The sequence below is a fragment of the Methylophaga thiooxydans DMS010 genome, from assembly GCF_000156355.1.
GTDB classification, from domain to species: Bacteria; Pseudomonadota; Gammaproteobacteria; order Nitrosococcales; family Methylophagaceae; genus Methylophaga; species Methylophaga thiooxydans.
Genome location: NZ_GG657906.1, coordinates 64,610 through 76,689 on the forward strand (window position 1 = coordinate 64,610; position 12,080 = coordinate 76,689).

Sequence of the window (12,080 nt, forward strand, 5' to 3'; positions counted from 1 at the left end):
ATCCTGCAAAGATAGTAATAATAACCTTTGCTAGGGGATAATAATGCAAGTTAGTAACATTTCGCATATAACTGCGGCAACACAAGCACTCAAAAGCGGCAACAACCTGCCGCCTGCTAAAGAACAAATCTTACAAGCCCCACAAGAATCCGCTTCTACCTCTATACGTGATCTAGCAAAATCTATTGATCCCAGCAATATGAGCCGGAACGACGCCCGCGCCATCGTCGAAGCTCAAAGACAAGCGGGTGAACGAATAGAATTGGACAATCCACTCCTCTTACACAGCATGATCTTGGTAAACGAAAATGGTCAGTTACGTAATGCAACTGAGACAGACCCAATTATGAATGAAAAATTTAACATGTTCGATGCATTCAAAAGTGAAATTGAATTTAACATATCAAAAGGTCTTCCCACAGACTCATTAGAAAAAGGGTTAGATTTCTTAGAAGAATTTAAAAACTTAAGAGGCAAGCCTGAGATAGACCTTTACGTATAACGCCAGCAATAAACGGCGGCTTTGCGCAGCGAAGCGGAGAAAAAGCCGTCCGGTGGAGGCCCATCGGGCCGGAACGAATTAATTGCCTTGTTAAATTATTTGAACTTTGCGCCACAGCCAATACACCCTGATAGCGAAGAAACAGACTCATTGTGATGACGCTGCCAAAACTTGAGCCGTTTACCGCAGTTGGGGCAACGCCACAGCTTGAAAAGCACGAACGCATGAAGTAAAACGGCTACCGGAACAATTGCCTGGGTAAGGTAACTACCCATTGGCTCAGCTACCTGCAAGCTGAGCGCGAATGCCAAAACCAGAAGAACAATCTCGATTACGCCAATGATGGTGACTTTGCGCTTGATAGATTTCCATTCGTCTGTGTAGTCCATGCTGCCTCTGAGATTTAACAGCCTGTTTATGAGGCCACTGGCCTCATAATAAATATTATCGGGCGGCCTTTTAATTTTTGAATCAAATTGGCTGAACGGTTGTTCTGCAGGTAATATTTTGGTCTTGGCATTCTCAACTCCCTTTGAGCGTGATCAGTTTTGTACTCAACTAGTCTTGATGCAGTCGCCTAAGTAAAACATATAATGCCCCGGTGCCGCCATCCTCAACGGTTGCGCTGCAAAACGCCAGCACACTATGACTCTGTCGTAACCAGAAATTGAGTTTGGTTTTTAACACCGGTTTATTTTCTTTCGAGCCTAAGCCTTTGCCATGAATAATTCGCACAAAACGAATCTGTTCTTGCTGACAATATTCGAGAAATTGGCTAAGGGTTGGCTCGGCTCGGACAAGCGTCATGCCATGTAGGTCGAGTTCGGCCTCGATATGGATTTTGCCGCTACGTAGCTTTGAGAACAGTTTGTGCTGTATGCCGGGGCCACGGTATTCCAGATATTCCTCGTTGCCAACAGTTTCAGGGGCGAACATGTCTGAGAAGGCTTGGCCACTGACTTCATCATCTTGTAACTGGTGGCGTCGCGCCTTGGGCGCGGGCTTAGGATTATCATGGAGCAGACGGTCATGGCGAATGGGCGTCGCATCGCGCATTTCTTTGCGAAATAATGCAAACTCATCGTTGTCCTGATTGTCTTTGCTGTCCGCCATGAGTCGGGTGTTACCTGTGTTTCCGTGTATGTTTTAACTGTTATTGTGCCAGATAGCGCTTGTGTAAAAAATCCATTTTGATTTACTATGCCTGTCACTTGTCGGGGTGCCCGACCGGAATTTTCCGGAAAGGCTGAGATGAAACCCGTTGAACCTGAAGAAGTTAAAACTTCCGTAGGAAACAAGCAGGATACCTGCACATTTTGTCATTACTGGCTTAAGTTGTATCCGTTTCTTGTTCGCAGCCGCGCAACGATCTCATCTTTCCCCGATTTCGGTTTTCAGACAGGGGAAGTGATATGTCCACACAAAACAATAAGGTCATTGATATAACTGGCCGCACCGGTATTACCACCGCGCCATTAGCTGGTTCAGAAAAAATTTACGTCACCGGTAGCCGTGATGATATTCGCGTGCCGTTTCGCAGCATTGCCTTAACCGATACGCCGAACGCGGATCCAAGCTTGCCGGGTACGCCCAATGAGCCGGTTCTTGTTTATGACACCTCAGGCTTGTACACCGATCCCACAGCTAACATTGATATTGAAGCGGGTTTGCCATTACTTCGTCAGTCATGGATTGACGCGCGTAATGATACCGAGCAGTTAAGCGAATTCAGCTCAAAGTACACACGTGATCAAGATGCTCAGGATTTTGATATTCCTTTGTTTGAGCACCGTCGTATGCCACGCCGTGCTAAAGAGGGCGGTAACGTCAGTCAGATGCACTATGCCCGTCAAGGCATTATCACCCCGGAAATGGAATACATTGCGATCCGTGAGAGTATGGGCCGTGAAGCGTTAGCTCAAAAAGGTGAACTGCCAGAAGGCATGAGACACACCATCACCGCGGAATTTGTCCGTGTTGAAGTAGCCGAAGGTCGCGCTATTATTCCTGCTAACATCAATCACCCTGAAGCGGAACCGATGATTATTGGTCGTAACTTCTTGGTGAAAATTAACGCCAACATCGGTAACTCAGCCACTACCTCATCGATTGAAGAAGAAGTCGAAAAAATGGTGTGGAGTACCCGTTGGGGTGGCGACACGGTTATGGATTTATCGACCGGTAAACATATCCACCAAACACGTGAGTGGATCATCCGTAACTCTCCTGTGCCAATTGGTACTGTGCCGTTGTATCAGGCGTTGGAAAAGGTTGATGGCGTTGCTGAAAATCTTACCTGGGAAGTGTACCGCGATACGCTGATTGAACAGGCTGAACAGGGCGTGGATTACTTTACCATTCATGCTGGTGTTCGTCTGGCGCATATCCCACTGACAGTAAACCGTACTACCGGTATTGTCTCGCGTGGTGGTTCGATTATGGCGGCATGGTGTCTGGCGCACCACGAAGAAAGCTTCCTTTACACGCATTTCGAAGATATCTGTGAAATCATGAAAGCGTATGACATCTCTTTCTCTTTGGGTGATGGTCTGCGTCCCGGCTCACAAGCTGATGCGAATGATGAAGCACAATTTGCTGAATTGAAAACCCTTGGTGAACTGACACAAATCGCGTGGAAACATGATGTACAGGTCATGATTGAAGGCCCGGGCCATGTGCCAATGCATAAGATCAAAGAAAACATGGATCTGCAATTGGAAGTCTGCCACGAAGCACCTTTCTACACATTAGGCCCATTGGTTACTGATATTGCACCGGGTTATGACCACATTACTTCTGGTATCGGTGCCGCTATGATCGGTTGGTTTGGTACGGCAATGCTTTGCTACGTAACGCCGAAAGAGCATTTAGGACTGCCTAATAAAGATGACGTTAAAACCGGCATCATTACCTACAAGATTGCAGCACATGCGGCAGACTTGGCAAAAGGGCATCCGGGTGCTGAAATTCGTGATGATGCGATTTCAAAAGCACGTTTTGAATTCCGTTGGGAAGATCAATTCAATATTGGTCTGGATCCCGACACCGCTCGTGAATTCCATGACGAAACCCTGCCTCAGCCTAAAGCCAAAGTGGCGCATTTCTGCTCTATGTGTGGCCCGAAATTCTGCTCAATGAAGATTTCACATGATGTGAAAGCAGCCTTTGCAGAAAAGTCGCAGGAGTTTAAAGAAGGCGGTAGCAAAATCTACCACCAGGTTTAATCCGGACGCTTTGATATACGTCGAAGATGAAGCGATATTTGATAATAGGTAGTGGTTTGATTGGTCGCCTCACAGCGTGGCGACTGATTCAAGCTGGCCACGATGTTGCTATCCTGTCTAAAGATGACAGGCAGGGTAGTGACAGTGCCGGTTTTGTGGCTGCGTCTATGGTGGCGCCGGCAACAGAAGCCGTTACAGCTGAGCCGATGGTGAAAACCTTAGGTTTACGTTCTTATCAATTATGGCCTGAGTGGTTGAAGCAATTAGCCGAGCCGGTTTTTTATCAAAATACCGGCACGCTTGTTGTGTCTCACAACGGCGATCAGGCAGAAATGGCGCGATTTCAACGACGTGCGTCGCATGTATTGGAACAATCCGATTTTCAAGTTTTAGATAAAGCAGCATTGGCTGAACGAGAGCCTGATCTGCAAGCGAACTTTAACGAAGCCCTGTTATTTGAGCAGGAAGCCAGTCTTGATAATAGACAGTTTTATCAACACATCGGCGATTTGCTTAGAGAACACTGTGAGTGGCATCAGACCAATGAAATTGGCGAGTTAACCCACGCAGAAATTGACAGGCTTTGCCAACTTTATATGAAAGTACCTGGCGATAGTTTTGATGCTGTGTTTGATTGTCGTGGTAATGGTGCCAAAGCGAATATGCCACAATTACGAAGCGTGCGTGGCGAAGTGATTCGAGTTAAGGCGCCAGAGGTCAACTTTCGGCATGCGATTAGATTAATGCATCCGCGCTATCCTTTTTATTTGGCACCCAGGCCGAATAATGAGTATGTGTTGGGGGCAACGGTGATTGAAAGCGATGATCGTTCGCCAGTCAGTGTTCGCAGTGGGCTGGAATTAATGTCGGCTTTGTACAGCTTACATAAGGGCTTTGCCGAGGCGCGTATTATGGAAATGTCGGCGCATTGTCGTCCTGGCTTAGCCGATAATATGCCGACCATTAAACGCACAGAGTGGGGATATATGTTGAATGGATTTTATCGACATGGTTATTTATTCGGACCAGCGGTAGTGGAAGATTTGATGTATTTGCTCAACGGAAAAGCAGAACAGATGCAGTTCGGAGCGTTATATGACATCTAAGCAACAAATCATTGAGCTGAATGGTGAGTCTATTGACGCAGCTGACATGAGTTCGGTGGCGGATTTAATCGAACAGAAAAATATGACAGGAGGCCGTTTTGTGGTCGTCGTCAACGATGAAGTTGTACCTAAATCCAGTTGGGCACAAACATCGATAAATGCCGGTGACAAGGTTGATATCATGTCACCGATTAGTGGAGGTTGAGATGAAAGCATCCAATTGGACTGTTTACGGGCAAGAGTTAGGCAGCCGTTTATTTATTGGCACAGCGTTATACCCTTCGCCAAAAGTCATGATGGACACGATTCGAGCTTCCAGAGCTGAAGTGATTACGGTGTCGTTACGCCGACAAACACCGACTGATTCAAAAAGTGGTGACAAGTTCTGGCAGATGATTGAAGAACTCGACTGTCATTTATTGCCCAACACAGCCGGTTGTTACAGTGTGAAAGAAGCGGTGAAAACGGCACATATGGCACGTGAACTGTTTGATACCGACTGGGTTAAACTGGAAGTGATGGGAGACAGCTACAACCTGCAACCGGACCCTTTCATGCTGGTAGAAGCCACTAAAATTCTGATTGAAGATGGCTTTAAAGTTTTTCCCTATACCACCGATGATCTTGTGCTCTGTCAGAAGCTGGCCGAGCTAGGCTGTGAAGTCTTAATGCCTTGGGGCGCACCTATTGGCACGGGACAGGGCTTATTGAACCCTTATGCCTTGAAAACTCTACGCGAGCGACTGCCAGAACTGACTTTGTTAGTTGATGCGGGTATTGGTAAACCGTCTGATGCAGTACAGGCGATGGAGTTGGGCTTTGACGGTATCTTACTGAATACAGCCGTGGCAGAGGCGCTTGAGCCAGAAACCATGGCGTATGCGTTTGCTGATGCGATTAATGCGGGGCGTCTGGCATATGAAGCAGGTGTGATGCCTAAGCGCGATAATGCCAAGCCGAGTACACCTACCTTGGATCAACCGATTTGGCAGCAACATGGCTAAACCCGCTGTTCTACTGATTGGTGGCTTGGATCCACAAGGGTGTGCCGGTATTGCCGCTGATATTGCGACGGTGCAACATCATGATTGTCACCCTTTACCGTTAATTACGGCGATGACTGAGCAAAGCTCAGCAGGGCTGACAGCATTAGGTGCTGTTAATACGAATAAGTTGATGGCGCAGTACCGCAATTGCAAAGCTGATTTTGATATTCAAGCGATCAAAGTAGGCTTGATACCTGATCTAATTATCGCCGAGAAAGTAAAACAGATATTGCTGGATAACCCCGGCATACCAGTAGTCATGGATCCGGTGCTTGCCAGTTCCAGCGGTGGCAAAACAGTTGCCGATGGCGTTAGGCAATATATCCGTGATGAATTATTGCAACACCTTACCTTACTCACGCCAAACCTGCCTGAACTCAGTCTGTTGACGGATAATTTAGAAGATGTTGAACAGGCGACAACGATACTCAGTCAGAAAGGCCTGCAAGCCTGTCTGGTTAAAGGTGGTCATGCAGACAGCGAGTTTGCCACCGACTTTTTCATTTCTGAACAAGTTCGTTTCTATTGTTATCAGACTAAATATGCATCAGATGTCCGAGGCACCGGCTGTGTGTTGGCGTCGGCGATAGCTTCTCATCTGGCTTCTGGGCAGGATATGCGTGACGCTGTTGTCTTGGCCAAAACTTATGTCTCTAGAGGTATCCGACAGGCACAGACTGTGGGTAGCTATCGACTTATCAAACATAGCCATGAACCATGGGCGCTGGAGGATATACCGAGACTGTGTTATCAAAAAACACTGATTGGTCAGCAGTTTAACTTTCCCTCATGCCCGAGTCGTTTGGGCATTTATCCGGTTGTTGATAACGCTGAGTGGGTACAGAAACTGGTTGATATTGGTATTGAGACCATTCAACTGCGCGTTAAAGATAGAGATGAGAAGACAACGAGCCAGCAGATTAAACAAGCAGTTGAATATTTAGGGCATAAACCAGTCAATTTCTTTGTTAATGATCATTGGCAAATTGCGATAGAGCAGGGGGCTTACGGAGTACACCTGGGGCAAGAAGATTTGCATGATGCAAATTTAAAACAAATTGTTGATGCTGGTTTACGCCTCGGTATCTCAACCCACTCATATTGGGAGTTAGCACGAGCCTTAGCGGTAAATCCAAGTTATATTGCTTTGGGCCCCATTTTTGAAACGACCAGTAAACAAATGCCTTTCTCACCACAAGGCGTTGAGCGTTTGAAGCAGTGGGTAACAATGCTAGATGGCAACTACCCAATCGTAGCGATTGGTGGCATTAATTATGAGCGGGCAAGACTGTTAAAACCAACAGGCGTTGGTTCAGTAGCAATGATAACGGCAATCACCTTGGCTGATGATTATCAGAAAACGACGCGAGATTTATTGGCGCTTTGGCAATAGACAGAGAAAGATACTTAGTTTCTCTTGGTGAGCGTTTCAAAGTCACCCCATTTGGGTTCTAATTCAAATTTGGGTGTGTTGGCGTAATCATTACGCCGATAATCACGGGGTAAAGCAGGCGAGCGAACGAGTTGTTCAAGCGGCACGTCTGCAGCCGACATGCCTTGATTATATATTTCAATTTCTTTGTTTAAGTCTTTATTTTCAGTGGTTAAATCTTCAATTTCCTGGTTGAGCTCTTGATTCTCCGCTTCGAGTGCTTTTATTTCCTGCTGCAACTCTAAGATTTGCGTTAAGGCTTTCTCTGCAGTGGAGGACTGCATGGATGTAGCTGGCTCAGTTGTCGGCTTGTCGTTATCGGGTGTGCTGGCTAATTCGCTATCGGCAGTATCGTCGTTGGCATCAGTTTGTTCTGCCTGTGTCAGCTCAGTATCTTCTTCTTGAGCCTCTGGTTCAGCGGACTTAAAAAAGAATAGGGCAACAGCCAGCACGATAAGTAATACAGCGAGTCCTATCGCCACCTTGATGAGTAACGCGGTGCTCAGGCCTTTTTTTCCTTGCTCACCGTCCTCGCTGGCTTCAGCATCCTGGTTTTTAGCGTCTTCAGCAATATCGTCTTTTTCTGCCATGATTAGTAGCCAATGTAATAATTGATACCAGCGTTATCGGCCATCCTTGGCTGATCTTTGGTTTTATTTATGTAGGAAGACGGGTTTCATCCAGATTCCCGTTTTCATTTAATGGTGCTTCCGCCTGAGCCGGTTCATCATCTTGTACCAGTGCCACAACAGTCCAGCCAGATTCTGGTTGCAGGTTTTCAGCGGCAGTGAAGAAGCGTAAGCGTCTGCGTGGATTAAAGGCAAACAGCGGTGTGACGCGACGGCCGTGTTGTTGAAGGTAATCTTCAAAATTGAAGTTTTCAGTTAATTTGGTTTGTTTAATGCTAGCACCACGCGAAATCAAGCTGGCCAGTTTGGCGTAGGTGATTTCATTACTAAACAGAACATGAGAATCATGGCTCACGGCTTTACGTGACTTGGTTTCACTACGTTCTTTGTCTTTTTCCTTATCAGTCGATAAGAAGTAAACATGGTTACTGCCAAACTCCGCTTTGTAGCGTAGACCAGCGAGTGCGTTCAGTTCACTTTGCGGCGTTAAGGCCAATACCTGGCCCAGTCCGATCAAATCTAAATGGCGGTCAGCATGTTCAGACACGGCGTTACCGTAATAGGTATCGAGTCCTTTCATGCGCGCTTGTTTGACATTCGTCCAGCTGCCATCGGTTAAACGGGTTCTAAAACCGTTTTCTTTCAGGGCTTGTGCAAGCACACGTGCCACAGAATTAGCACCGATAATCAGGAAACCACTGTCATCTGGTTCAGCTACACCTAAGCGGTTAGCGATAAATTTGGCGGTGGAGCCTTGCACCAGAACTGTACCAATGATGATGGCAAAGGCGAGTGGTACCAGCAGATCGGCATTTTCAACGCCAATATCTTGTAAGCGTAAGGAAAACAGGGCCGTGACCGCCGCCGCAACAATACCACGAGGTCCAATCCAACTAATCATGACTTTTTCTTGCCAACTTAAGTCAGAGCCTATGGTGGAGAGAAACACTTTGACGGGGCGGGCAATCAATTGAATAAACAAAAACAGCATCACCGCGCCCATTCCTAATTGTTGGAATGAGTCAAAGTTAAGGCGTGCGGCAAGTAATATAAATAAACCAGAAATCAATAAGATACTTAGATCTTCTTTAAAGTCGAGAATGTTCTCGACCGAGACATTTTTCATGTTGGCCAGCCAGATACCCAGCACGGTCACGGTTAACAGTCCTGATTCTTCTGAGATTTCATTAGAAATCGCAAAGGTGGCAAATACCAATGCCAGGGTTGTGACGTTGTGTAAGTATTCTGGCAACCAATGCTTTCGCAGAATGATGCCAAACAAATAGCCACTCACGGCACCAATGGATAAACCAACCACAAGGGTTTTTCCAAACATGTAAATGGTATGACCGACGGAGACATGACCTTGAAGTTGAATTGAAAGCAACACTTCAAACACCAAGACCGCCAGAATCGCACCCAGAGGGTCAATGACAATACCTTCCCAGCGCAGCACATTTGAAATTTTGGCATTGGGGCGAACGGTTCTTAGCATTGGCACGATGACTGTCGGGCCTGTGACCACCATAATGGCACCGAACAGAATGGATAAACCCCATGAGAATTCGAGTAAGAAGTGGGTGGCGACAGCGATAGAGAACCAGGTAATCATGACGCCGAAAGTGAGAATATTCCTGACGACTTTCTGTAAGCCCCGTATATCCTCAAACTTCAGTGTAAGACTGCCTTCAAATAAGATCACGGCAACCGCTAAGGACACCATTGGAAACAGTAAATCACCAAATAAAGCTTCTGGATTGAGCCAACCGGTCAGAGGCCCGAGCACAATGCCTGCTATCAATAAAAAAACGATCGCGGGCAATTTTATCCACCAGGCAAACCATTGACAGAAAATGGCTACAACCCCGATCATCGATAGGGCAACAACAGCTTCTTGATTCATTCCTTACCTTGGCTCAGTTGAGCATTCAAAAACAGTGCTCAATGGTGACATTATTTTCTGTCAGCGGGAAGCGTTATCGGACTAATGTGATTTCAGCCCGACGGTTTTTGGCTCTGCCTAGAGGTGTCTTGTTACTGGCCGTAGGTTTAGCCTCAACGTAGGAATTGATGCTGATGAGTTGCTCGGGTATTTCAAACTCAGTGATAAGGAAACGTTTAATACTGAGCGCTCGGGCATCAGAAAGCGGTTCATTCAAACGGCGGCGACCATGGTTGTCTGTATGACTGGCAATTTTAATCTGATTGATGCTGTCATCAACTTTTACGTACTCAGCGAGACGTGTCAGCGCTTTTTTGGCAACGGGAGTCAGTGTGGCTTGTTCAATTTCAAAATAAACCGTCAATTTGTTTACTTCGCCGAAGGTGTCTGGGTGAAGATGGCTCAAACACTGCTGAAATGATGCAAAAGAGTCATTGAATTTGACGGTGGAAAGCATCACAGTGACATTGTCGGAATAAGATTGTGATGGGTATTCGATGACAGGGAAACGACCTTCCTGCATTTGCGACAGCGCTTGTTGTGCCAGCACACCATTCAGTGAAAATCGAGTCTGGCCCAATTCGGTGGGTTGTGACGTCAATGTTTGACGTTGTTCTTTATTCTGCCATGGTGCTTCGGCAATCTGAAACAGCACATTATTTTGTTTGGCTGCGTGAGATTGACTGATAAAACTAAGTGATAAAGCACCGCCATTACGCCGATAAAAACCCGCTTCGCCAAAGCCCGGGATGCTCTGCATCAGCGAGCACTCCAGTGGTGATTCAATCACTTGCCATTGGGTGTCGGTGACCGGTGCCTGAAACTGTTCGGCAGAGACGGGCAGGGCGAAGAGTAGGGCAAAGAAAAAGTTTATCAGCATGAGTTAGTACGTCAGTAAAGTGTGGACGGGATAATCAACGAGTTGTTGGCGACCGTTAAGAAAGCCAAGCTCCATAACAAAAGCACACGCGACGATGTTGCCACCCAACATTTCAATTAATTCACAACTTGCCTTGGCAGTACCGCCAGTGGCTAATACATCATCAATGAGTAAAATATTATCCCCTGGATTAACGGCATCAATATGCGCTTCTAGAGAGGCCTGACCATACTCCAAATCGTAGTCCACTTTTTGAACGTCATAGGGCAATTTACCGGGTTTACGCAGTGGAATAAATCCCACGCCCAATTCCCAGGCGACGAGTGATCCGAAAATAAAGCCACGTGCTTCCATGCCTGCTACGGCCGTTATTTGGGTATTTTTGTATGGACCAATCAATTTTTCTACACACGTGCGAAGTGTCTTGGGATCCTGCACCAGTGGTGTGATATCTTTGAAGTTGATGCCCGGTTTAGGGAAATCGGTGATATCACGAATTTTTGTTTTCAGGTTTTCCATTATTAATCTCGTTGAGCCTGTCGACGTTCGCTGATAAGTATATCGGCAGCCCGGCTCAGGGTTTTAGTTTTGTCTGAGAAATACTGTTAGGAGCTATTTTGAATAAAGCCTTTATCCAATATAAACCAGTAATCGTCGTGCTGCTGTGTTTGATGCTGAGCGCCTGTTTTAGCTGGGGCGGCGGAGAAGATGAAGAGACTACACCTCATTATTATGTGGTGGATGTTGATCGTGGCAGCGTGGCAACCGAATTTGCACGTGACCGGGTATTACTCATCAAGCCCGTCAGAGTGGTGCCGCACTTTGAAAATAAAACCATTGTTTTCCGGGTGGGCGAAAATGAGTTTCAATCTCAGCCGCCGCATGAGTTTTTCTCTGATCCACAAGATATGTTTACCAATCAACTTCGTCGCTGGTTACAAAAGACTGGCTTGTTTAGTCAGGTGGTGACAGATGACTCGATTGCGGCTGATTACGTTTTAGAGTCGGCAGTGACCGGACTCTATGGTGAAAAGCGCGCGGCTTACTCACCGCAGGCCGTCGTTGAGATGCAATTTTTTATGAGCGCTGCTGACACACCACAAAACATGCTGTTTCAGACGGGGTTACGTGCGGATGTAGACATAGAAAAAACAACAGCGGCTAACGTTGTTATGGGATGGAAACAGGGACTCTGGGAACTTATGACGACCTTGGAGCAGGATTTTAGCGGCTATTTTGCCAAACTTGATGCTAGGTAGCAGTTAGAGTTTAACGTGCAGGAAATCACCGGTAGTGGTAGGATTATCGCTTTGGTGGAA

13 protein-coding genes and 1 riboswitch are annotated in these 12,080 nt (G+C 46.5%); of the genes, 7 read left to right on the forward strand and 6 right to left on the reverse strand.

The features are described from left to right. Positions 1-43: 43 nt before the first annotated feature. A complete protein-coding gene (locus MDMS009_RS14075) occupies positions 44-502 on the forward strand; it encodes a hypothetical protein (protein ID WP_008292153.1) in 459 nt (152 codons plus the stop codon). A gap of 95 nt (positions 503-597) precedes the next feature. Here MDMS009_RS14075 and MDMS009_RS14080 read toward each other — a convergent pair whose 3' ends face one another. Together MDMS009_RS14080 and MDMS009_RS14085 are read right to left on the reverse strand one after the other, a co-directional pair. Next, positions 598-891, reverse strand: a complete 294-nt coding sequence (locus MDMS009_RS14080; protein WP_043888393.1) for a hypothetical protein — start codon at positions 889-891, stop codon at positions 598-600. A gap of 169 nt (positions 892-1,060) precedes the next feature. After that, complete coding sequence (locus MDMS009_RS14085; protein ID WP_008292227.1) at positions 1,061-1,615, reverse strand: Smr/MutS family protein; 555 nt, start codon at positions 1,613-1,615, stop codon at positions 1,061-1,063. Positions 1,616-1,707: 92 nt separating this feature from the next. Beyond that, positions 1,708-1,813: riboswitch (TPP riboswitch) on the forward strand. 101 nt (positions 1,814-1,914) lie between these two features. On the opposite strand from MDMS009_RS14085, the gene thiC reads away from it, so the two are divergent. The 5 genes from thiC to thiE are packed head-to-tail and all read left to right on the forward strand — an operon-like array spanning position 1,915 to position 7,271. Next, on the forward strand, positions 1,915-3,726 hold the full coding sequence (thiC, locus tag MDMS009_RS14090) for a phosphomethylpyrimidine synthase ThiC (protein WP_008292067.1): 1,812 nt from the start codon (positions 1,915-1,917) through the stop codon (positions 3,724-3,726). A 26-nt stretch (positions 3,727-3,752) separates the two neighbouring features. Continuing rightward, positions 3,753-4,832 carry an NAD(P)/FAD-dependent oxidoreductase gene (locus tag MDMS009_RS14095; protein ID WP_008292088.1) on the forward strand — a complete coding sequence of 360 codons (1,080 nt, stop codon included), beginning with the start codon at positions 3,753-3,755 and terminating at the stop codon, positions 4,830-4,832. Continuing rightward, positions 4,822-5,037 carry a sulfur carrier protein ThiS gene (gene thiS / locus MDMS009_RS14100; protein WP_008292152.1) on the forward strand — a complete coding sequence of 72 codons (216 nt, stop codon included), beginning with the start codon at positions 4,822-4,824 and terminating at the stop codon, positions 5,035-5,037. The genes MDMS009_RS14095 and thiS overlap by 11 nt, the downstream gene beginning before the upstream one ends. A 1-nt stretch (position 5,038) precedes the next feature. Further along, on the forward strand, positions 5,039-5,836 hold the full coding sequence (locus tag MDMS009_RS14105) for a thiazole synthase (RefSeq protein WP_008292289.1): 798 nt from the start codon (positions 5,039-5,041) through the stop codon (positions 5,834-5,836). Then, the gene (gene thiE, locus MDMS009_RS14110; protein ID WP_008292201.1) at positions 5,829-7,271 is read left to right on the forward strand and encodes a thiamine phosphate synthase; all 1,443 of its coding nucleotides are present in this window, start codon (positions 5,829-5,831) and stop codon (positions 7,269-7,271) included. Before MDMS009_RS14105 ends, thiE begins: the two co-directional genes overlap by 8 nt. 14 nt (positions 7,272-7,285) lie before the next feature. Here thiE and MDMS009_RS14115 read toward each other — a convergent pair whose 3' ends face one another. The 4 genes from MDMS009_RS14115 to MDMS009_RS14130 form a co-directional block, all read right to left on the reverse strand. Then, entirely contained in the window at positions 7,286-7,900 is a 615-nt protein-coding gene (locus tag MDMS009_RS14115; protein WP_008292056.1) for a hypothetical protein, read from the reverse strand. Positions 7,901-7,967: 67 nt separating this feature from the next. Beyond that, positions 7,968-9,842 carry a cation:proton antiporter gene (locus MDMS009_RS14120; RefSeq protein ID WP_043888394.1) on the reverse strand — a complete coding sequence of 625 codons (1,875 nt, stop codon included), beginning with the start codon at positions 9,840-9,842 and terminating at the stop codon, positions 7,968-7,970. Between the two features lie 73 nt (positions 9,843-9,915). Then, a complete protein-coding gene (locus tag MDMS009_RS14125) occupies positions 9,916-10,761 on the reverse strand; it encodes a flagellar protein MotY (protein WP_008292097.1) in 846 nt (281 codons plus the stop codon). A 3-nt stretch (positions 10,762-10,764) separates the two neighbouring features. After that, positions 10,765-11,280, reverse strand: a complete 516-nt coding sequence (locus MDMS009_RS14130; protein ID WP_008292267.1) for an adenine phosphoribosyltransferase — start codon at positions 11,278-11,280, stop codon at positions 10,765-10,767. Positions 11,281-11,378: 98 nt separating this feature from the next. Between MDMS009_RS14130 and MDMS009_RS14135 the strand changes: the two genes are divergently transcribed. Then, positions 11,379-12,020, forward strand: a complete 642-nt coding sequence (locus MDMS009_RS14135) for an ABC-type transport auxiliary lipoprotein family protein (protein WP_008292281.1) — start codon at positions 11,379-11,381, stop codon at positions 12,018-12,020. The last annotated feature ends 60 nt before the right edge of the window (positions 12,021-12,080 follow it).

What these genes read in the sequence shown, in the direction of transcription:
- thiE (WP_008292201.1), top strand. Translation starts at nt 5,829, where the DNA reads ATGGCTAAACCCGCTGTTCTACTGATTGGTGGCTTGGATCCACAAGGG.
- MDMS009_RS14130 (WP_008292267.1), bottom strand. Translation starts at nt 11,280, where the DNA reads ATGGAAAACCTGAAAACAAAAATTCGTGATATCACCGATTTCCCTAAA.
- MDMS009_RS14120 (WP_043888394.1), bottom strand. Translation starts at nt 9,842, where the DNA reads ATGAATCAAGAAGCTGTTGTTGCCCTATCGATGATCGGGGTTGTAGCC.
- MDMS009_RS14115 (WP_008292056.1), bottom strand. Translation starts at nt 7,900, where the DNA reads ATGGCAGAAAAAGACGATATTGCTGAAGACGCTAAAAACCAGGATGCT.
- MDMS009_RS14080 (WP_043888393.1), bottom strand. Translation starts at nt 891, where the DNA reads ATGGACTACACAGACGAATGGAAATCTATCAAGCGCAAAGTCACCATC.
- MDMS009_RS14095 (WP_008292088.1), top strand. Translation starts at nt 3,753, where the DNA reads ATGAAGCGATATTTGATAATAGGTAGTGGTTTGATTGGTCGCCTCACA.
- thiS (WP_008292152.1), top strand. Translation starts at nt 4,822, where the DNA reads ATGACATCTAAGCAACAAATCATTGAGCTGAATGGTGAGTCTATTGAC.
- MDMS009_RS14075 (WP_008292153.1), top strand. Translation starts at nt 44, where the DNA reads ATGCAAGTTAGTAACATTTCGCATATAACTGCGGCAACACAAGCACTC.
- MDMS009_RS14125 (WP_008292097.1), bottom strand. Translation starts at nt 10,761, where the DNA reads ATGCTGATAAACTTTTTCTTTGCCCTACTCTTCGCCCTGCCCGTCTCT.
- thiC (WP_008292067.1), top strand. Translation starts at nt 1,915, where the DNA reads ATGTCCACACAAAACAATAAGGTCATTGATATAACTGGCCGCACCGGT.
- MDMS009_RS14105 (WP_008292289.1), top strand. Translation starts at nt 5,039, where the DNA reads ATGAAAGCATCCAATTGGACTGTTTACGGGCAAGAGTTAGGCAGCCGT.
- MDMS009_RS14085 (WP_008292227.1), bottom strand. Translation starts at nt 1,615, where the DNA reads ATGGCGGACAGCAAAGACAATCAGGACAACGATGAGTTTGCATTATTT.